The following is a 19,045-nucleotide window of genomic DNA, read 5'->3' on the forward strand; positions in this document are numbered from 1 at the left end:
ATGACCACCTCCACCGAGACACCGACCGGCTCACCGGCCGACACACCCACCGACACCCCTCAGGAGGCGGACGGCACGACCGGCTCGGGCTCCGGGTCCTCGCGCGGCGGCAACGGCGGCGACGGCGGCAGCGCCTTCAGCGCCGCCCAGCTCGCCGCGGCCCTGCCCGGCGCCCTGCGCAAGCTCGACCCCCGCCTGATGTGGCGGAACCCCGTCATGTTCATCGTCGAGGTCGGCGCCGCCTACACGACGGTGCTCGCCGTCGCGGGCCCCTTCACCGGCCCGCAGACCTCGGGCGGCTCGGCCGTGCCCGGCTCGTTCACCTGGGCCATCGCGCTCTGGCTCTGGGCGACCGTCGTCTTCGCGAACCTCGCCGAGTCCGTGGCCGAGGGACGCGGCAAGGCGCAGGCCGAGACGCTCCGGGCCACCAGGACCAGCACGACGGCGCGACGCGTGAACTCGTGGGACGAGACCGGCGACCCCTCGGCCGAGCGCGCCTCCACGGAGCAGGTGTCGTCGGCCGACCTCGTGCTCGGCGACGTCGTCGTGGTCGTGGCCGGCGAGGTCGTGCCGGGCGACGGCGACGTCGTCTGGGGCATCGCGAGCGTCGACGAGTCGGCCATCACGGGCGAGTCCGCCCCGGTGATCCGCGAGTCGGGCGGCGACCGCAGCGCCGTCACCGGCGGCACCCGCGTGCTGTCCGACCGCGTCGTCGTGCGCATCACGAGCAAGCCCGGCGAGACCTTCGTCGACCGGATGATCCGCCTCGTCGAAGGCGCCTCGCGGCAGAAGACGCCGAACGAGATCGCGCTCAACATCCTGCTCGCGAGCCTGTCGGTCGTGTTCGTCGTCGTGACGCTGACGCTGAACCCCATCGCCGCCTACAGCGACGCGTCGGTGAGCATCCCGGTGCTGATCGCCCTGCTGGTCTGCCTCATCCCCACGACGATCGGCGCGCTGCTCAGCGCCATCGGCATCGCCGGCATGGACCGTCTCGTGCAGCGGAACGTGCTCGCGATGTCGGGCCGCGCCGTCGAGGCTGCGGGCGACGTCACGACCCTGCTGCTCGACAAGACCGGCACCATCACCTACGGCAACCGACGCGCGTCGGAGTTCGTGCCGCTCGACGGCGTCGCCCCGGCCGAGCTCGTCGACGCCGCGGCCACCGCCTCGCTCAGCGACCCGACCCCCGAGGGGCGCTCGATCGTCGACCTCGCCCTCACGACGGGCTGGCACGAGGAGGGCGCGTCCGGCGTCGCAGGCTCCGCCGGCAGCGTCGTCGTGCCGTTCACTGCGCAGACCCGCATGAGCGGCCTGGACCTGCCCGACGGGAGCGTCGTGCGCAAGGGGGCCGCCGCCTCCGTCGTCGCCTGGGCCGAGGAGGCGCGCGCCCTGCCCGCAGACCGGCGCGAGCAGCTGCGGGGCCTGGTCGACGCCGTCTCGGAGGCGGGCGGCACGCCGCTGGTCGTCGCCGTCGCGGACGCCTCGGGCGAGCGCCGCGTGCTGGGCGTCGTGCAGCTCAAGGACGTCGTCAAGGACGGCCTGCGAGAGCGCTTCGCCGAGCTGCGCACGATGGGGATCCGCACCGTGATGATCACGGGCGACAACCCGCTCACGGCGAAGGCCATCGCGGCCGAGGCCGGCGTCGACGACTACCTCGCCGAGGCCACCCCTGAGGACAAGCTCGCTCTGATCCGTCGCGAGCAGGAGGGCGGGGCGCTCGTCGCCATGACCGGCGACGGCACCAACGACGCCCCGGCCCTCGCCCAGGCCGACGTCGGCGTCGCGATGAACACCGGCACGTCGGCCGCCAAGGAGGCCGGCAACATGGTCGACCTCGACAGCGACCCGACGAAGCTGATCGACATCGTCCGCATCGGCAAGCAGCTGCTGATCACCCGCGGCGCCCTGACGACGTTCTCGATCGCGAACGACGTGGCGAAGTACTTCGCGATCATCCCCGCCATGTTCGCCGGGGTGTTCCCGGGGCTCGGGGTGCTGAACGTGATGCAGCTGAGCTCGCCGGCCTCGGCGATCCTCTCGGCGATCGTCTTCAACGCGCTCGTCATCGTCGTGCTCATCCCGCTCGCGCTGCGGGGAGTCGCGTACCGCGCTGCCTCGGCCTCGCAGGTGCTCAGCCGCAACCTGCTCGTCTACGGCGTCGGCGGGGTCGTCGCGCCGTTCGTCGGGATCAAGCTGATCGACCTCGTGGTCGCGCTGATCCCCGGGTACTGACGCACCGCCTCCTGCACCGCCTCCTGCACCACGTCACCAGAAGAAGGAACCCCATGGACACCCGCTCGACGCTTCGCCAGTACGGCACGGCCCTCCGCGCGATGGTCGTCGCGACCGTCGTGCTCGGCCTCGGCTACACCCTGCTCGTCACCGGCGTCGGACAGCTGGTGCTGCCGCACCAGGCCGACGGCTCCCGCCTCACGGTCGACGGCCAGGTCGTCGGCTCGTCGCTGCTCGGCCAGTCGTTCGTCGACGCCGACGGCGCGGCCCTGCCCGAGTGGTTCCAGTCGCGTCCCTCCGCGGCGGGCGACGGCTGGGACGCCGGCGCCTCGAGCGGCAGCAACCTCGGGCCGGAGAACGCCGACCTGATCGCCGCGATCGAGGAGCGCCGCGCCGCCGTCGCCTCGCTCGACGGGGTGGGCCCCGCGTCGGTGCCCGTCGACGCGCTGACCGCCTCGGCCTCGGGCCTCGACCCGGACATCTCCCCCGAGTGGGCCCGCCACCAGGTCGAGCGGGTCGCCGCCGCCCGGTCGTTGCCCGTCGACGAGGTGCGCGACCTGGTCGAGCAGCACGTCCGGGGACGCGAGCTCGGCTACCTGGGGGAGCCGACGGTCGACGTGCTCGAGCTGAACGCCGCGCTGGCGGGGCTGGGGTCGTGAGCGCGGCTGGGGTCGTGAGCGGAGCTGGGTTCGTGCGCGCGGCGGGAGCCGTGAGCGCGGCGCGGGCCGTGTCGGCGGCTCGTGCGAAGCTGAGCGCATGACACGAGGTCGGCTGCGGGTGCTGCTCGGCGCCGCTCCCGGTGTCGGCAAGACCTTCACGATGCTCGAAGAGGGCGCGAGGCTGCGCGACGAGGGCAAGGACGTCGTCGTGGCCGTCGTCGAGACCCACGGGCGCGCGGCCACCGCGGCCCGGCTCGGCGACCTCGAGGTGGTGCCGCGCGAGCGGCACGTGCACCGCGGCGTCGAGCTCGACGAGATGGACCTGGAGGCGGTGCTCGCCAGGGCCCCGCAGGTCGCGCTCGTCGACGAGCTCGCGCACAGCAACGCCCCTGGCTCCCGGCACGACAAGCGCTGGCGCGACGTGCAGGCCCTGCTCGACGCCGGCATCTCCGTCGTCTCGACCGTCAACGTGCAGCACGTCGAGTCGCTGGCCGACGTCGTCGAGCAGATCACCGGTGCGGCACAGCACGAGACCGTGCCCGACGCGGTGCTGCGGTCCGCCGACCAGATCGAGGTCGTCGACCTGGCGCCGCAGGCGCTCCGCGACCGGCTCGCGGCGGGCGACGTCTACCCGGCCGCCCGGGTCGACGCGGCGCTCTCGAACTACTTCCGGCTGGGCAACCTCACCGCGCTGAGGGAGCTCGCCCTGCTCTGGCTCGCGGACGAGGTCGACAGCGCCCTGCGCGCCTACCGCGTCGAGCACGGCATCGACGCGGCGTGGGAGGCGCGCGAGCGCGTGGTCGTCGCCCTCACCGGAGGCGCGGAGGGCGAGACGCTGATCCGTCGCGCCGCGCGCATCGCGGCCCGCAGCGCGGGGGGCGAGCTGATCGCCGTGCACGTCAGCACCCCCGACGGCCTGCGGCAGGGCGCGCCCGGCGCGCTCGCCGCCCAGCGCGCCCTCGTCGAGAAGCTCGGCGGCAGCTACCACCAGGTGGTCGGCTCAGACGTGCCGAGGGCGCTGGTCGACTTCGCCAAGGGGGCCGACGCCTCCCAGCTGGTGATCGGCGTGAGCCGACGCAGCCGACTCGCGTCGCTCGTCACCGGCCCGGGCATCGGTGCGACGGTCATCCGGGAGTCGGGCCAGCTCGACGTGCACATGGTCACCCACTCGGCGGCGGGCCGGGGCTGGTCGCTGCCCAAGCTCGGCGGGGCGCTCTCGCGCTCGCGGGTCGTCGCGGGCTTCGTGCTCGCAGCTGTCGTCGGCCCGCTGCTCACCTGGCTGCTCGCGGGGCACCGCAGCGAAGACGGCATCGCGGGCACGGTGCTGCTGTTCCAGCTGCTCGTCGTCGTGGTCGCGGTGACCGGCGGCGTCTGGCCGGCGTTGTTCGCCGCGCTGCTGTCGGGCGTCACCCTCGACCTCTACTTCATCGCGCCGATCTACGAGCTGACCATCGCCGAGCCGCTGCACCTGCTGGCGCTCGTGCTCTACGTGCTGAACGCCGCCATCGTCAGCTGGGTCGTCGACCAGGCGGCACGGCGCAGCCGCTCCGCAGCGAGGGCGCTCGCCGAGACCGAGCTGCTCGCGACCGTGTCGGGCAGCGTGCTGCGGGGACAGGACGCACTGGAGGCGCTCGTCGCCCGTACCCGCGAAGCGTTCGGGCTGACCCGCGTGCGGGTGCTGTCGGGCGACGAGGTGCTGGGCGACAGCGACGGGGCGGGCGACGGTGCTGCTGGTTCTGGTTCTGGTGCTGGTGCTGGTGCTGGTGCGGGCGACGGCGCAGGCGCAGGTGCCCGTGCTGGTCGGGGCAGCGTCTCGACGCTGCCCGCGGGGGAGCACGGCGTGCTCGAGCTGACGGGCGAGCCGCTGCAGGCAGGCGACCGACGCCTCCTCGCCGTGGTCGCCGCCCAGGTCGAGGCGGCGCTCGAGCACTCGGCCCTGACCCGCACGGCCGGCCAGGTCGCGCCGCTCGCCGAGGTCGACCGGATGCGCAGCGCGCTGCTCGCCGCGGTCGGGCACGACCTGCGGCGCCCGCTCGCCGCGGCGACCGCCTCCGTCAGCGGCCTGCGCCAGCCCGGCGTCGAGTGGAGCGACGCCGACCGCGACGAGCTGCTCGCCACCGCGTGGGAGAGCCTCGAGTCGCTGTCGGCCCTCGTCACGAACCTGCTCGACGTCAGCCGGGTGCAGGCTGGCGCGCTCGCCGTCCGGACTGCCGTGGTCGACGTCGACGACGTCGTGCTCGGCGCGCTCGACGAGCTCGGGCTGGGGCCTGCCGACGTCGAGCTGGCGCTGCGCGCCTCGGTGCCGGCCGTCGTCGCGGACGCCGTCCTGCTGCAGCGCGTGCTGGTCAACCTGCTCGACAACGCGCTCCGCCACTCGCCCGACGGCACGCTCGTGCGCATCTCGACCAGCGGCTTCGCCGGCCGGGTGGAGGTACGGGTCGTCGACCGCGGGCCCGGTGTCCCGCCGGAGCGCCGCGACGAGATCACCGTCGCGTTCCAGCGGCTCGGCGACACCGACAACTCCACCGGCCTCGGACTCGGCCTGGCGCTGAGCAAGGGCTTCACCGAGGCGATGGGCGGCACCCTCACGATGGACGACACCCCTGGCGGCGGCCTCACCGCCGTCGTCTCCCTGCCCGAGGCCCCGGCCCCCGCAGCCGGTGCTGATCCTCACGGGATCCCTACGTCGGGAGCGCGATCGGCGCCTCCTGCGGGCGGTATCGTCGTCGAGGAGGGCCCGTGAAGATCCTGATCGCCGACGATGACCCGCAGATCCTGCGGGCGCTCAAGGTCACCCTCGGCGCCCACGGCTACGAGATCCACACCGCGTCGGACGGTCGTGAGGCACTCGACGTCGCGATGACGCAGCACCCCGACCTGATCATGCTCGACCTCGGCATGCCGAGGCTCGACGGCGTCGAGGTGATCGCCGGCCTGCGCGGCTGGTCGACGGCGCCCGTGCTCGTCGTCTCGGGCCGCACCGACGCCGCCGACAAGGTCGAGGCGCTCGACGCCGGCGCGGACGACTACGTGACGAAGCCGTTCGCGATGGAGGAGCTGCTCGCGCGGATCCGCGCGCTCACCCGCCGCCTCGCTCCCGGCGACGACGACGCCCCCGTGGTCGAGTTCGGCGACGTGCGGGTCGACCTGTCGGCCACGACCGTGACGCGCGGCGGCGAGCTGGTGCGGCTGACGCCGACCGAGTGGCGCGTGCTCGAGCTGCTGCTGCAGAGCCCCGGCAAGCTCGTCACCCGCGAGACCCTGCTGACGCAGGTGTGGGGCGCGTTCCACGCGAAGGACACGGGCTACCTCCGCCTCTACTTCGCCCAGCTGCGCAAGAAGCTCGAGCCCGTGCCGGCCGAGCCGCGCTACCTCGTCACCGAGCTGGGCATGGGCTACCGCTTCGTGCCGGACGGAGGCGCGGAGAAGTCCTGAGCGCCTTGACCGGCACGACCGCCTTGACCGGCAGGCGGTCGTGAAGTCCTCACGACATCCTTACGGCCGATCGCCCTGCGCTGGGTCACGGCGGGCGTAGCGTGGCTCCGTCGTGCCCTCCCGGTCGACGAACGACGAGAGGTCACCGTGTCCACGACGTCTGAGCAGCGCGACGCCGACGCGCTGGAACCGGCGCTCTCCCGTACGTCGGGGTCGCGCCTCCGTGGCTGGCTGCTGGGCGGCCTCTCCGAGAACAGCGGCGCCCACCAGGGCCCGCACGCCACGACCGTCGAGAAGACGCACTCGTGGTGGCGCGTCATGTGCCTCACCGGGGTCGACTACTTCTCGACCCTCGGCTACCAGCCGGCGATCGCCGCCGTCGCGGCGGGCCTGCTCTCGCCGCTGGCGACGATCGTGCTCGTGCTGCTGACCCTCTTCGGCGCGCTGCCCGTCTACCGCCGCGTGGCCCGCGAGAGCCCCCGCGGCGAGGGCTCGATCGCCATGCTCGAGCGGCTGCTGCCCTGGTGGGGCGGCAAGGTCTTCGTGCTCGTGCTGCTCGGCTTCGCCGCCACCGACTTCATGATCACCATCACCCTCTCGGCAGCCGACGCCACCGCGCACGCGGTCGAGAACCCCTTCGCGCCGACGTGGTTCCACGGCGCCGAGGTGCCGATCACGCTGTTCCTGGTGGCGCTGCTGGCCGCGGTGTTCCTCCGGGGGTTCAAGGAGGCGATCGGCATCGCCGTCGTCCTCGTCGGCGTGTTCCTGGCGCTCAACCTCGTCGTGATCGCCGTGGCGCTCGCCCACGTCGCCGAGAACCCGGTCGTCATCGGCAACTGGTGGCAGGCGCTGACCTTGCAGCACGGCAACCCGCTCGTGATGGTGGGCATCGCGCTGATCGTGTTCCCGAAGCTGGCGCTCGGTCTCTCGGGCTTCGAGACCGGCGTCGCCGTCATGCCGCAGATCACCGGCGACGCGAGCGACACCCCGCAGCAGCCCGTCGGCCGGATCCGCGGCGCGCGCCGCCTGCTCACGTCGGCTGCGATCATCATGAGCTCGTTCCTCATCCTGTCGAGCTTCGTGACCACGCTGCTGATCCCGCAGGAGGAGTTCCAGTCAGGAGGCGAGGCGAACGGCCGCGCCCTCGCCTACCTCGCGCACGCCTACCTCGGCAACGGCTTCGGCACCCTCTACGACGTCGCCACGATCTGCATCCTCTGGTTCGCCGGCGCCTCCGCGATGGCGGGCCTGCTCAACATCGTGCCGCGCTACCTGCCGCGCTACGGCATGGCGCCGCAGTGGGCGCGGGCCGTCCGCCCGCTGGTGCTCGTCTTCACTGCGATCGCCTTCGTCATCACCATCGTGTTCGACGCCGACGTGGACGCCCAGGGCGGGGCGTACGCGACGGGAGTGCTCGTGCTCATCACCAGCGCCTCCGTCGCGGTCACTCTCTCGGCCCGCCGGGCCCGTCAGCGCAAGCGGACGATCGCCTTCGGCGTCATCGCCGTCGTCTTCGTCTACACGACGGTGGTCAACGTGGTCGAGCGGCCGGACGGCGTCCGGATCGCCGCGATCTTCATCGTGGGCATCATGGCCGTGTCGCTGATCTCGCGGGTGCGGCGGTCGTTCCAGCTGCGCGCGACGTCGATCTCGTTCGACGACACGTCGCTCGGCTACGTCCGCGAGGACGCCGACGAGTACGGCTCGATCCGCATCATCGCGCACGAGCCGGGCCGCGAGGTCGCCGAGATCTACAAGAAGAAGCTCAGCGCGGAGCGCAAGTACAGCGGCATCCCGCAACGCTCGCCCGTGATATTCCTCGAGGTGCACCCCGGCGACTCGTCCGACTTCGAGGAGGACCTCGAGGTCACCGGCTGCGTCGTGCACGGCTACCGCGTGCTGCGCGTGACGAGCGGCGCCGTGCCCAACACGATCGCGTCCGTGCTGCTCGCCGTGCGCGACGAGACCGGGGTCGTGCCCGACGTCTACTTCGAGTGGACCGAGGGCAGCCCGCTGTCGAACATGGGGCGGTTCCTGGTGACGGGGGCCGGCGAGGTGGCGCCCGTGACGCGCGAGGTGCTGCGGCAGGCGGAGCCGCACCGCTCGCGCCGCCCCGACGTGCACGTCAGCTAGCCAGCGCCCGCCCGCCGCCCCGCCCGCCCGCGCGCGGGTCACCGTCTCGAACCGCGTTCCGAACCATGAACCGCGATAAAACGCGGTTCGTGGTTCGGAACGCCGTTCATTCCGCTCATCCGACGAAGCGCCTGAGGGCGATGCGGGCCGCGGCGTCGACCCGCCGCGGGTCGAGCGCCACGCCCACGCCCTGCAGCAGCCCGGCCAGCCTCCGGGGCTGAACGACGTCCAGGTACTCGCAGTGGACCACGTGCTCGATCTCGTCCGACTCGAGGAGGCGCCTGTCGCGTCGCCCACGGTCGCGCACGGCCTCGGCAGGGGTGCGTCTCGCGAGCATCGTGGGGTCGATCAGCTTGATCAGGCCGTTGAACTCGAGGGCGACGTCGTACTTCGCGAGGAAGGCGTCACACCGCCCGGCGAATCGACCCCGGCTCTCGAACGAGCGCTGCAGGTGGACGTCCGAGAGCCCTAGCTCGAAGAGAAGGAGGCGGAGCAAGGACTCACCCCCGTTCTCCGCCCAGGGCGACGCGAACTGGACGACGCGGCGGGCGGCACGGTCACCTGGTCGTGAACCGGAGCCGATGAGCCGGAAGAGCTCCGCCCGGTGCATGGTGAGACGATCGACGACGTCAGGGCCCGTCTCGTGGCCGCTAGGGAGGACGAGGCGACGCAGCACCGCGTCGACGCAGAGAACGGCGTCGGCGAAGGGCGAGGTGCGCGCCACGTCCACGGCCGTCCTGGAGAAGTCCGTGGCGCTGAGCCCGGACACGACCGCGGTCTCGCTGGCGGTGACCTGGCCCGGACGCCGGAAGAGGTGCGTCGACCGAGAGGTCGTCGAGCGGCGCGGATCGACCACGGTGACGACGTCCGGGATGGTCGGGCCCACCCTCGGGAGGTCGTGCAGGACTGCCGCCGAGGCGTGGGAGACGACGCACACGTCTGCGAGGCCGAGCGTCACCGCTCTCACGAGGACCACGTGTCGACCACGCGCATCGAGCCTGCGCAGGCCGTCCGCCGCTGCGTAGGTGCCCTGGTGGATCCTGACGAGCTGACCCCGCCGGACGCGTCGACGGAGGGCGGCCGTCTCACGGCTGCCGTCCCCGTGCGTGGCGGCGAAGAGCAGCTCGCAGCGAAAGGGGTCGGTCGTGTCGTCCACGGCCTCAGGTTCACGGAGTCCAGCGTCAGGTGCTGGCACCGCGCCTCCTCGATGTGGGTACCGGGTTGCGGTCGGCAGGTGTGGAGGAGGGACGGGTGGTCACCATGAACCGCGTTCCGAACCATGAACCGCGACAAAACCCGGTTCATGGTTCGGAACGCGGTTCGGGGCGGGCGGGAGGCGGGCGGGCGCGGGGTACAGAGGGCCGCGCGCTCAGGTTGGCCCCGCGGGCCGCTCAGCCTGTATGTCTGGTGCATGACCGCTTCTCGCTCCCTGCCCTACCCCCTCGGCGTCACGCCCCTCGAGGGCGGCGGCGCCCACGTCGCCGTGTACTCCGAGACCGCCGACCAGATCTGGTTCTGCCTGTTCGACGACGCGGAGGACGGCACCGCCGGCACCGAGACCCGCTTCGAGCTCACCGAGCGCACCGGCCACGTGTTCCACACCGTCGTCGAGGAGGCGCGCGTCGGCTCCCGCTACGGCCTGCGTGTCGCAGGCCCCTGGGACCCGGCCGCCGGCCTCCGCCACAACGTCAACAAGCTGCTGCTCGACCCGTACGCCACGGCCCTCGACGGCCGCTTCGACTGGGGCCAGGCCGTCTTCGGGCACGACATGGACGAGCCCGAGACCATGGACACGACCGACTCCGCGTCGGCCATGCCGCGCAACGTGATCGCCGACCGCGACTTCGACTGGGGCTCCGACGAGCGCCCGCTGACCACCCTCGAGGAGACGGTCGTCTACGAGGTCCACGTCAAGGGCTTCACGCAGGCGCACCCGGACGTGCCCGAGGAGATCCGCGGCACCTACGCGGGCCTCGCGCACCCGGCCGCGATCAAGTACTTCACCGACCTCGGCGTCACCGCCGTCGAGCTGCTGCCGACGCACCAGTTCGTGCAGGACAGCCACCTCGAGGAGAAGGGCCTCCGCAACTACTGGGGCTACAACTCCATCGGCTTCTTCGCGCCGCACGACGAGTACGCGTCGGAGGCGGCAGGCACGCGGGGCGGCCAGGTCGCGGAGTTCAAGGCGATGGTCAAGGCGTTCCACGAGGCCGGCCTCGAGGTGTGGATGGACGTCGTCTACAACCACACGGCGGAGGGCAACCACATGGGCCCGACGATCTCGTTCAAGGGCATCGACAACGCCGCCTACTACCGCCTGGTCGAGGGCGAGGAGTCGGCGTACTTCGACACCACCGGCACCGGCAACAGCCTGAACGTCAGCCACCCGGCGGCGCTCGGCCTGATCATGGACAGCCTCCGCTACTGGGTCACCGAGATGCACGTCGACGGCTTCCGCTTCGACCTCGCGACGACGCTGACCCGTCAGGGCGGCGAGGCCAGCGAGCACAGCGCGTTCCTCACGCTGATCCACCAGGACCCGGTGCTGCAGAGCGTCAAGATGATCGCCGAGCCGTGGGACACCGCCGGCTACCAGGTGGGCGGCTTCCCCGCCGACTGGTCGGAGTGGAACGGCAAGTTCCGCGACGACGTCCGTGAGTTCTGGAACGGCGAGCCCGGCGTCCTGTCGACCTTCTCCGACCGCGTGCTCGGCAGCCCCGACGTCTACGAGGACTCGCGCCGCTCGCCCCTGTCGAGCGTCAACTTCGTCACGGCGCACGACGGCTTCACGCTCGCCGACCTCACGATGTACGCGGAGAAGCACAACGACGCGAACGGCGAGGACAACAACGACGGCGAGAGCGACAACAAGTCGTTCAACGGCGGCGTCGAGGGGCCGACCGACGACGGTGCCGTCAACGAGTACCGCGACCGCCAGCGCCGCAACTTCCTCGGGACGCTGCTGATCAGCGCCGGCGTGCCGATGATCCTCGGCGGCGACGAGATCGCTCGCAGCCAGGGCGGCAACAACAACGCGTACTGCCAGGACAGCGAGATCTCGTGGTTCGACTGGGAGCGCGCCGACCGCGACCTGCTCGCCTTCACGACCGAGCTCATCACGCTGCGTCGTGAGAACCCGGCGCTGCGTCCCGACTGGTTCCGCTACGCGCCCGAGGTCGAGAGCGACGACCACGTGCAGGTGCGACGCGCCGACGACCACTCGTTCTCGACGGGCGACTGGCAGCAGGGCGAGAACAAGGCGATCACGTTCGTGCTGACCCACAAGAACGCTGACGCCTTCGCCTACCTCACCAACGGCTCGACCAGCGTCGTCGAGTTCCAGGTGCCCGAGGCGCCGCACGGCGAGTGGGAGCTCGCGAGCTCCAGCGATCCCGACCAGCAGGTCGAGGGGCCGGTGACGACGCTTCTCGTCCGCGACGCGAGTTTCACGCTGCTCCGCAGCCGCGCCTCCTAGGCAGGGCCGGGGCCGACCCGAGGAGGCGCGCGTCGCCTCCTCGGGTCAGGTCACGTCGGTCTCGAGAACTGGAACGAGAACGCCGGAGGGCGGGCACCCTGCGGTGCCCGCCCTCCGGCGTGTGGTGCGGGCGGCGGCGTCAGGCCGTCGCGAGCTGACGAGCCGGCTCGACGAAGAAGTCGGCGTAGGACGGGCCGGCGGAGACGACGGCCGCGCGGGGAGCTCGCGAGGTGCTGCGGCGCTTCGGGTACGCGGCGATGCGCACCGGGGCGACGCTGGACTCGCGTCGGTAGGAGCTGTCGCTCGTGACGTCGACCCGGGAGCGGACGTGCCGGACGAGCCGCTCCGGGGCGAGGGCCGCGAGGTCGCGGGCCGACAGGGAGCGGACGGGGGAGCGGGGTGTTGCTGCGGACATGTTCGGCTCATTCCCGGCGCCCTGCGAACGCCTGATCGAACTGCGGATGATGATCGTGCCGCCGTGAACCGGCACGTTCCCACTGTCGCAGTCGACCCCGAAAGTGTCTAGCTCACCTAACTATTGTTCGCGTCGCGGATACCCGTCCTGGCGTCGAGCCGAGTCGCGCCGGGTCGCGCCGGGTTGCGCCGGGTCGAGTCGAGTCGGGTCGGACCTGCCGGGTCAGGAGCGGCGGTCGACCAGGGCGTCGGCCAGCTGCCGTGTGACCTCGGCGTCGATCGCGACCGGCTCGCCGTCCAGCGACGAGAGCGGAGCCACGAGCCGGCCGCTCGACACGAGCCAGAGCGCGTCGGCACGGCGCACCTCGTCCATCGTCAGCAGCACCTCGGCGACCTCGTGCCCGAGCGAGCGGAGGATCTCGAAGGCGGCGGCCTGGGTCGTCCCCTCGAGGATCCCCTGGTCGGTGCGGGGCGTCACGTACACGCCGTCGAGGCGGGCGATCAGCGACGCCGACGGCCCCTCGAGCGCGTAGCCGTCGCTGCTCACGAAGAGCACGTCGTCGGCACCCCGGCGCGCTGCCTCGCGCAGCACGCTCTTGTTGACGGCGTACGAGAGCGTCTTGGCGCCCTGCAGCAGCCACGGCGACGTCTGCGCGACGTCGTGGCGGTAGCCGCGGTCGAGCGACACGACACGGATGCCGTGCACGCGCTCGTCGTCGTGGTCGGGCATCAGCTCGGTCCGCACCCACGCGGTCGGCGATCCGTCGCCTCCTTCGACGCCTCGCGTCACGACCAGCTTCTGCAGGAGGAGCGGCGCAGGCTCGTGCAGCCTCGCCGACTCGAGGCAGGCGGCCCGGATCACGTCGAGGTCGAGCTCGGGCAGGTCGAGCAGCGCCGCCGAGCGTGCGAGCCGGGCGAGGTGCGGCTCGAGGGCCTGGATCGAGCCGTGCGAGACGCCGAGCCCCTCGAAGATCCCGTCGCCGCGCGTGACGCCGAGGTCGGTGACGTGGATCGTGTGCTCGGACGGGTCGACGACCCGCCAGCCCGTCTCGCCGGGAGCGAGCGGCGGCCCGCCCGCAGCGGCTCGGTCGATCATCACGAGCACGGGAGGAGCGGAGGCGGTCATGGGGGCGACGCTAGCAGCGGGCCGCGGGCGGAGGGCAGGCCGCTCGACGGTCACTAGACGAACTAGTCAGACGATCTAGCGGAAATGGATGTTGACCAGGCTTTTCTCGCGGAGTCAACCCCTGTCGCGGTGTCGCGCGCGGCCGTAGGCTGGCGGAGCCCGCCTCGCGCAGGCACGTGGCTCTCCGCACCGTCGGAGCTTCACGCAGGGACGATCTCTGCGGAGGGTCACGAGGGGCCGCCTCGGTCGTGCAGGGCCATGCGCCCCTCCAGGGAGGGGCCGCGCTCCCCGAGCGAGGAGCGCGACCCGGATGCCGTTCCGCGAGCGTGAGCTTCACGGGCAGGGAACGCTCGCGGGGAGCGACATCCTGTGGGACCGGTGAGGTCCCGACCCGACAAGGCTACGCGTTCCGTCGAGTCCCCCGGAAGGGGGCCAGCGGACGCGCACGGCATGCACAGGCTGCGCGGAGCAGCCCGGCCGCGGCCCGTACCCCGGCGAGGTCCCCCGTCCTGCCCACGACCGTGCGACAGACTGGCGCCATGAGCACCGAGCAGCCCCGCACGACCCTGACCGCCCGGGCGGTCGTCTTCGACATGGACGGGACGCTCGTCGACTCGACCGCCCTGGTCGAGCGCATCTGGACCGAGTGGTGCGGCCCGCTCGGCCTGCACCCGGGCGAGGTGCTCGCCTTCGCGCACGGTCGGCAGACCGCGGACACGGTCAGGCGGTTCCTGCCCGAGCTGGACGAGGAGGCGGTGCTGCGGCACGTCGACGCGCTGCTGTCGGTCGAGGGCGAGGCCCCCGACGGCGTGGTGGAGATCCCCGGCGCCGCCGCGTTCGTCGCCGCGCTGCCCGGGCAGCTCGTCGCGCTGGTGACGAGCGCCCCGGGGGACATCGCGCGGAGCCGCACCGCCGTCGCGGGGGTCGGGCTGCCCGCGGTCGTGCTCGCCTCCGAGGACGTGCCGGCCGGCAAGCCCGCTCCCGACGGGTACCTGCGGGCGGCCGAGCTGCTGGGCGTCGAGCCGGGCGACGTCGTCGTCTTCGAGGACGCGGAGGCGGGGCTGCAGGCCGCACGCGCCTCTGGGGCCCAGGTCGTGGTCGTGGGCGACCACGGCGGGCCGGCCGCCGAGGGGCTGACGCGCATCACGGACTACCGCGGCGCCGTGGTCGAGCTCGGCGACGACGGGCTGCTCACGATCACGCTCTGAGCCAGGACGGCAGCGCCCGCGCGGCCGTCAGCCGCTGAGCGGGTGCGAGCCGGCGTGCGAGTCGCGCCGGCCGATCGCGCGGGCGAAGGCGCGCAGCGTGTCGCCGGAGGAGTGCCGCGGGGTCCAGCCGAGCTGCTCACGCGCGGCGTCCGTCGACATGACGGGGACCTTGGCGGCGATGTCGAGCCAGCCGGGCTCCGTCGGCTGCAGGCGCAGCAGCCACGTCACGAGCGCCGCAGCGCGCATCACGCGGTAGGGCACCGGCAGCAGCCGCGTGCCGAACGCCTCCGCCACCATCTGGGGATCGACGATCGGCTCGGCCGCGAGGTTGAAGGCCCCGCCGACCCGGCGGTCGATCGCGCGCCAGAAGGCGTCGGCGACGTCGTCGGCGTGCACGACCTGCGACACGAAGCGCGGCGCGAGGGGGAGGAAGGGGAGGCGGTGGTGCTGCATCCACCGGGTGGGGACCCAGCGGCCGAGGAACAGGCCGATGATCTCGCGCGCGGCGGCAGGCTGGAACACGAGCCCGGGACGCATCCGGGTCAGGACGACGTCGGGGTGCTTCACGGCCCACGCGTCCATCAGTCGTTCGTTGACCGCCTTGTGCTTCGAGTAGCTGGAGCGGCGGACGCCCTTGGTCTTGTAGGACTCCGAGACGCGACGCGACTTGGGGCCGCGGCTGTAGGCGCCGACGGACGACGCGACGAGCACGTGCGGCACCCCGGCCAGCGCGACGGCGTCGAGCACGTGCCGGGTGCCGACGACGTTGGTGCGCCACATCGCGTCGCGGTCGTGGCTCGGCTGGAGCGCCCAGCCGAGGTGCACGACGGCGTCGGCTCCGACGAACGCCCGTGCCAGCCGGTCGGGCGAGGCGTCGTCGCCGACGTCGATCGTGAACCACTGGACGTCGCCGTAGGGCGGCGAGGCCGTGCGGGGTGCACGGCGGGCGATGCCGACCAGCTCGGTGACGTCGGCTTCGGACTGGAGCCGCGTCAACAGGGCCGTGCCCAGGTTGCCGGTGGCTCCGACGACGACCACGCGCATGCTGCGGTCTCCCTCGCTTCGCTCTCGGAAAGATGTGGACGCCCTGACCTGCTCACGCTGGCCTGACGTCCCCTCGACCCTACGCGGAGCGCCTGGGCCGCCGCCCGGCGCCGCTCGCCGCGCGGCACCGCCCGTCGCGCGGCGGGCGCGTCAGTCGAGTTGCCCCGGAACGCTGCCTCGCGGCCGGCGAGGCGACATTTCGGGGCAACTCGTCTCTCACCGGCGCGAGGGAGCGAGGGCGCGAGGGAGCGAGGGAGCGAAAGGGCGGGATTGCAGGAGGTGGTCAGGAGGAGGCAGGGACGCCGGCCGCTGCGGCGATGGTGCGCACCGCCTCCTCGTCGAGGACGAACACCTCGTCGCCGTCGTGCTCGTCGTGGGCCCGCACGGGCGTCGAGCGCACCGTGCCGTCGGGCAGCAGGTCGACGACGAGGAACCCCGAGCCGCGCACGGCCCGCTCGGTGCCGTGCGGTGCGCAGACGTCGGTCTCGTTGGCGACGGCGGGCGCCACGAGCACGGGCACCCCCGCCAGGGAGCCGACCACGTGGCGGTGGTAGTGGCCGGCGAGGACGACGCGGACGTCGGTCTCCTCGACGACCGCGGCCAGCGCCTCCGGGGCCTGCAGCGCCAGCGACTGGTGCAGGGTCGTGGGCGCCGGGAGCGGCGGGTGGTGCAGCACGAGCACCGTGCCGCGCGGCGCGGGCTCGGCGAGCAGGTCGCGGAGGAGGTCGAGCTGCTCCGGGCGGAGCAGGCCGTAGCCCGCCCGCGGCACCGAGGTGTCGAGGGTCACGACGCGCCAGCCGTCGACGAGCGAGACGCCGTCGACCGGGTGCGCGGGGTCGTGCTGCGCGGGGTCGTGCTGTGCGGGCCCCGGGTGCGCGGGGTCGTGCCGGAGCGCGTCGCGCCCGAGGTGGCCGTCGCCGAGCACCTCCGTGAAGCCGGCACGCAGGTCGTGGTTGCCGGGCACGAGCACGACGTCGACCTGCTCGTCCCGGCGCGCGGCCCAGCCCGCGAGGCGATCACGCAGCAGCTCGTAGGAGGCGGTGCTCCCGTCGTCCGACAGGTCGCCCGAGCCGACCAGCAGCCGGGCGCCCTCGACCCTGGCCGCCTCGGCGAGGACGCGGTCGAGCGCGGCCAGCGTGTCGACCGAGCCCTGGTGCAGGCTCCCGTCGCCGCTCAGGTGGGAGTCGCTGAGGTGGACGACGCGCAGGGCTCCGGACGGCAGGGCGAACATGCGCCGACCCTACTGGCCGTCGCCGCGCCTCAGGTGCTGCCTAGGCCAGGAACTGCTCGACGGGGCCGAGGCGGGCGTCGAGCTTGGCTCCGAGCTCGGCGAACATCGCGGTGACCGCCTCCCACTGCTCGTGCGAGGGGTTCTGCGGCTCGACGTAGAGGCCGTAGAAACGACGGCCGAGCGCGAGGGTCTCCAGCAGGACCGTCTCGGTGTCGTCGAGGAACTGCGTGCCGTCCTTGTTCAGGTCGGAGGGCGAGACGTTCAGGCCGGTCAAGGTGCGGAATCCGTTCGCCGTGAGCGCCTTCGCGGTGGCCGAGCGCGACAGCCTGGGCAGCCGCTGCCGACCACCCTGGGGGTCGCCGTGGATCGTGCTCGCCTCGAGGCGCGCCCGCACGTGCGCGAACACGAGCTCCGGCTCGAGCACGGGGTGGGTGCCCGGGGGCGGAGGGGTGGCCATGTGTCCACTGTGGCAGGGCCTGCGTCGCGCGGTCAGGCCCAGTTCGGGGCCGACCCGGTCAGGGGTGGTGGCGCCTCCTCGACGCTGTCATCATGCCGGGAGGCAGCGCGGTCGCCGGCCCACGCCGCCCTCCCGACGTGCCGGCGACACGACCGAGGGAGCACTCGATGTCCGTCCAGCTCACGCCGTATCTCGCGTTCCGCACCCAGACCCGCGAGGCGCTCGACTTCTACGCCTCCGTGTTCGGTGGCGTCCCCACCTACAGCTCGTACAGCGAGTACGGCATGGGCGGCCAGGGGGAGGGCGACAAGATCATGCACGGGCAGCTCGCGACCCCGCACGGGCTCCTCCTCATGGCGGCCGACCGGCCCGACTCGGTCCCCCTCGAGAGCGAGAACGCGATCTCGCTCTCGCTCTTCGGAGCAGCCGAGGACGAGGACCGGCTGACCGGCTGGTTCGCCGCGCTCGCCGAGGGCGGCACGGTCCACGAGCAGCTCGCGAAGGCGCCGTGGGGTGACAGCTTCGGCCAGCTCGACGACCGGTTCGGCATCCACTGGATGGTGAACATCGGCGGCACGGCCGCCTGAGGGTCCGCGATGATGGACGGATGGACGACTCCGCGCGCTGCCCCTGCCTGAGCGGCGAGACGTACGGCGCCTGCTGCGGGCCCCTGCACGCGCACGTCGTGCCGGCTCCGACTGCCGAACGGCTGATGCGCTCGCGATACTCGGCGTTCGTGGTGGGCGACGCCGGGTGGCTGCTCGAGACGTGGCACCCGTCGACGCGCCCGGACGAGCTCGAGCTCGACCCCACGGTGCGCTGGTTCCGGCTCGACGTGCTGCGGACCGACCGCGGCGGACCGCTCGACGACCGCGGCGTGGTCGAGTTCGCCGCGCACCACCGGGTCGACGGCGTCGCCGAGGTGCAGCGCGAGGTCAGCCGCTTCGTGCGCGACCGCTCGCGTCGGTGGCTCTACGTCGACGGCGTGCCCGGCTAGCCGGCGGGTTGCCGTCGCCCGCGGCGGGTGTGTTCGGCATGCGGCGGGTTCCCGTCGTCGGTGGCGGGTGGGCGCTGACCCGCCGGGAGCTGCGGGAGCCCGCCGACTTCGGCAGTGGCCCGGCGTCTGGGGCCCAGGCGAGCGCGCGCAGGAGGTGCGGATGCGGCGACGAGGAGGCGGTTGCAGCTGCAGCTAGGGCTGCGGGGTGCCCTGCGAGTGGGCGTCGGGGTCGAGCTGCCCGCCCGTCGACGCTCGGCCGAGGGCGTGGGCGAGCTCGGCGAACGCCTCCTGCGACCGAGCCGCGCCGAGCGCGCCGCCCTTGACGAGGCCGGTGCCGAGGTCCCGGCTGAGGCGCACGACGAGCCGGCCGGAGTCGTCGACGAAGTACTGCAGCCAGAGCACGACGTGGAAGGCCTTGCCGGCGAAGACCCCCAGGAACAGCGTCTTGGTGAGATCGCCGCGCACGGCCTTGGTGCTGCCGTTCGGCATCTGCTCGAGCCGGAAGCCCTGCGCCTGGGCCACGTGGTCGACGAGCCTGCGCGAGTCGTCGTGCGGGCCTGTGAAGAAGTAGTCGTAGCTGCTGTCGGCCATGCGTCCCCCGTGTAGTTCCCCTGGCGCCCGAGCGGGCTCC

General features: G+C 72.8%; 16 protein-coding genes. 9 read left to right on the forward strand and 7 right to left on the reverse strand.

The genetic code is table 11. The features are described from left to right. From kdpB to JOE35_RS03505, 5 genes are all read left to right on the forward strand, one after another. Positions 1 to 2,235 carry a potassium-transporting ATPase subunit KdpB gene (gene kdpB, locus JOE35_RS03485; protein ID WP_209559881.1) on the forward strand — a complete coding sequence of 745 codons (2,235 nt, stop codon included), beginning with the start codon at positions 1 to 3 and terminating at the stop codon, positions 2,233 to 2,235. Positions 2,236 to 2,288: 53 nt separating this feature from the next. Further along, positions 2,289 to 2,894 carry a K(+)-transporting ATPase subunit C gene (gene kdpC / locus JOE35_RS03490; protein ID WP_209559882.1) on the forward strand — a complete coding sequence of 202 codons (606 nt, stop codon included), beginning with the start codon at positions 2,289 to 2,291 and terminating at the stop codon, positions 2,892 to 2,894. Between the two features lie 97 nt (positions 2,895 to 2,991). Further along, complete coding sequence (locus tag JOE35_RS03495; RefSeq protein ID WP_209559883.1) at positions 2,992 to 5,637, forward strand: ATP-binding protein; 2,646 nt, start codon at positions 2,992 to 2,994, stop codon at positions 5,635 to 5,637. Continuing rightward, the gene (locus tag JOE35_RS03500; RefSeq protein WP_209559884.1) at positions 5,634 to 6,329 is read left to right on the forward strand and encodes a response regulator; all 696 of its coding nucleotides are present in this window, start codon (positions 5,634 to 5,636) and stop codon (positions 6,327 to 6,329) included. Before JOE35_RS03495 ends, JOE35_RS03500 begins: the two co-directional genes overlap by 4 nt. A 183-nt stretch (positions 6,330 to 6,512) precedes the next feature. Next, complete coding sequence (locus tag JOE35_RS03505) at positions 6,513 to 8,462, forward strand: APC family permease (protein ID WP_209561850.1); 1,950 nt, start codon at positions 6,513 to 6,515, stop codon at positions 8,460 to 8,462. Positions 8,463 to 8,577: 115 nt separating this feature from the next. Here the strand turns inward: JOE35_RS03505 and JOE35_RS03510 are convergent, their stop codons facing one another. Then, the gene (locus JOE35_RS03510) at positions 8,578 to 9,618 is read right to left on the reverse strand and encodes a hypothetical protein (RefSeq protein WP_209559885.1); all 1,041 of its coding nucleotides are present in this window, start codon (positions 9,616 to 9,618) and stop codon (positions 8,578 to 8,580) included. Positions 9,619 to 9,873: 255 nt separating this feature from the next. Here JOE35_RS03510 and glgX point away from each other — a divergent pair, with 255 nt between their 5' ends. Beyond that, positions 9,874 to 11,937, forward strand: coding sequence for a glycogen debranching protein GlgX (gene glgX / locus JOE35_RS03515; RefSeq protein ID WP_209559886.1), 2,064 nt, complete (start codon positions 9,874 to 9,876; stop codon positions 11,935 to 11,937). A 139-nt stretch (positions 11,938 to 12,076) separates the two neighbouring features. Here glgX and JOE35_RS03520 read toward each other — a convergent pair whose 3' ends face one another. Together JOE35_RS03520 and JOE35_RS03525 are read right to left on the reverse strand one after the other, a co-directional pair. Then, the gene (locus JOE35_RS03520) at positions 12,077 to 12,352 is read right to left on the reverse strand and encodes a hypothetical protein (protein ID WP_209559887.1); all 276 of its coding nucleotides are present in this window, start codon (positions 12,350 to 12,352) and stop codon (positions 12,077 to 12,079) included. 222 nt (positions 12,353 to 12,574) lie between these two features. Further along, a complete protein-coding gene (locus tag JOE35_RS03525; RefSeq protein WP_245186042.1) occupies positions 12,575 to 13,477 on the reverse strand; it encodes an aminodeoxychorismate lyase in 903 nt (300 codons plus the stop codon). A 539-nt stretch (positions 13,478 to 14,016) separates the two neighbouring features. Between JOE35_RS03525 and JOE35_RS03530 the strand changes: the two genes are divergently transcribed. After that, positions 14,017 to 14,685 carry an HAD-IA family hydrolase gene (locus JOE35_RS03530; protein WP_209559888.1) on the forward strand — a complete coding sequence of 223 codons (669 nt, stop codon included), beginning with the start codon at positions 14,017 to 14,019 and terminating at the stop codon, positions 14,683 to 14,685. Positions 14,686 to 14,712: 27 nt separating this feature from the next. On the opposite strand, the gene JOE35_RS03535 is transcribed toward JOE35_RS03530, so the two are convergent. The 3 genes from JOE35_RS03535 to JOE35_RS03545 all read right to left on the reverse strand — a co-directional run bounded on the left by JOE35_RS03535 (position 14,713) and on the right by JOE35_RS03545 (position 17,417). After that, on the reverse strand, positions 14,713 to 15,729 hold the full coding sequence (locus JOE35_RS03535) for an NAD-dependent epimerase/dehydratase family protein (RefSeq protein ID WP_209559889.1): 1,017 nt from the start codon (positions 15,727 to 15,729) through the stop codon (positions 14,713 to 14,715). A gap of 283 nt (positions 15,730 to 16,012) precedes the next feature. Beyond that, the gene (locus tag JOE35_RS03540; RefSeq protein ID WP_209559890.1) at positions 16,013 to 16,960 is read right to left on the reverse strand and encodes a metallophosphoesterase; all 948 of its coding nucleotides are present in this window, start codon (positions 16,958 to 16,960) and stop codon (positions 16,013 to 16,015) included. A gap of 40 nt (positions 16,961 to 17,000) precedes the next feature. Beyond that, positions 17,001 to 17,417 (reverse strand): hypothetical protein, encoded by a 417-nt coding sequence (locus tag JOE35_RS03545; protein WP_209559891.1) that lies wholly within the window; start codon positions 17,415 to 17,417, stop codon positions 17,001 to 17,003. A 167-nt stretch (positions 17,418 to 17,584) separates the two neighbouring features. Here JOE35_RS03545 and JOE35_RS03550 point away from each other — a divergent pair, with 167 nt between their 5' ends. After that, positions 17,585 to 18,004 (forward strand): VOC family protein, encoded by a 420-nt coding sequence (locus JOE35_RS03550; RefSeq protein ID WP_209559892.1) that lies wholly within the window; start codon positions 17,585 to 17,587, stop codon positions 18,002 to 18,004. Between the two features lie 20 nt (positions 18,005 to 18,024). Next, positions 18,025 to 18,414, forward strand: a complete 390-nt coding sequence (locus tag JOE35_RS03555) for a YchJ family protein (protein WP_209559893.1) — start codon at positions 18,025 to 18,027, stop codon at positions 18,412 to 18,414. Between the two features lie 192 nt (positions 18,415 to 18,606). On the opposite strand, the gene JOE35_RS03560 is transcribed toward JOE35_RS03555, so the two are convergent. After that, positions 18,607 to 19,005, reverse strand: coding sequence for a hypothetical protein (locus tag JOE35_RS03560; protein WP_209559894.1), 399 nt, complete (start codon positions 19,003 to 19,005; stop codon positions 18,607 to 18,609). Positions 19,006 to 19,045 lie beyond the last annotated feature (40 nt).

This window comes from Frigoribacterium sp. PvP032, assembly GCF_017833035.1.
GTDB lineage: Bacteria > Actinomycetota > Actinomycetes > Actinomycetales > Microbacteriaceae > Frigoribacterium.

Coding starts and splice junctions, on each gene's coding strand:
- kdpC (WP_209559882.1), top strand. CDS start 2,289: ATGGACACCCGCTCGACGCTTCGCCAGTACGGCACGGCCCTCCGCGCG.
- JOE35_RS03560 (WP_209559894.1), bottom strand. CDS start 19,005: ATGGCCGACAGCAGCTACGACTACTTCTTCACAGGCCCGCACGACGAC.
- JOE35_RS03540 (WP_209559890.1), bottom strand. CDS start 16,960: ATGTTCGCCCTGCCGTCCGGAGCCCTGCGCGTCGTCCACCTCAGCGAC.
- glgX (WP_209559886.1), top strand. CDS start 9,874: ATGACCGCTTCTCGCTCCCTGCCCTACCCCCTCGGCGTCACGCCCCTC.
- JOE35_RS03555 (WP_209559893.1), top strand. CDS start 18,025: ATGGACGACTCCGCGCGCTGCCCCTGCCTGAGCGGCGAGACGTACGGC.
- JOE35_RS03535 (WP_209559889.1), bottom strand. CDS start 15,729: ATGCGCGTGGTCGTCGTCGGAGCCACCGGCAACCTGGGCACGGCCCTG.
- JOE35_RS03495 (WP_209559883.1), top strand. CDS start 2,992: ATGACACGAGGTCGGCTGCGGGTGCTGCTCGGCGCCGCTCCCGGTGTC.
- JOE35_RS03550 (WP_209559892.1), top strand. CDS start 17,585: ATGTCCGTCCAGCTCACGCCGTATCTCGCGTTCCGCACCCAGACCCGC.
- JOE35_RS03520 (WP_209559887.1), bottom strand. CDS start 12,352: ATGTCCGCAGCAACACCCCGCTCCCCCGTCCGCTCCCTGTCGGCCCGC.
- JOE35_RS03530 (WP_209559888.1), top strand. CDS start 14,017: ATGAGCACCGAGCAGCCCCGCACGACCCTGACCGCCCGGGCGGTCGTC.
- JOE35_RS03545 (WP_209559891.1), bottom strand. CDS start 17,417: ATGGCCACCCCTCCGCCCCCGGGCACCCACCCCGTGCTCGAGCCGGAG.
- kdpB (WP_209559881.1), top strand. CDS start 1: ATGACCACCTCCACCGAGACACCGACCGGCTCACCGGCCGACACACCC.
- JOE35_RS03525 (WP_245186042.1), bottom strand. CDS start 13,477: ATGACCGCCTCCGCTCCTCCCGTGCTCGTGATGATCGACCGAGCCGCT.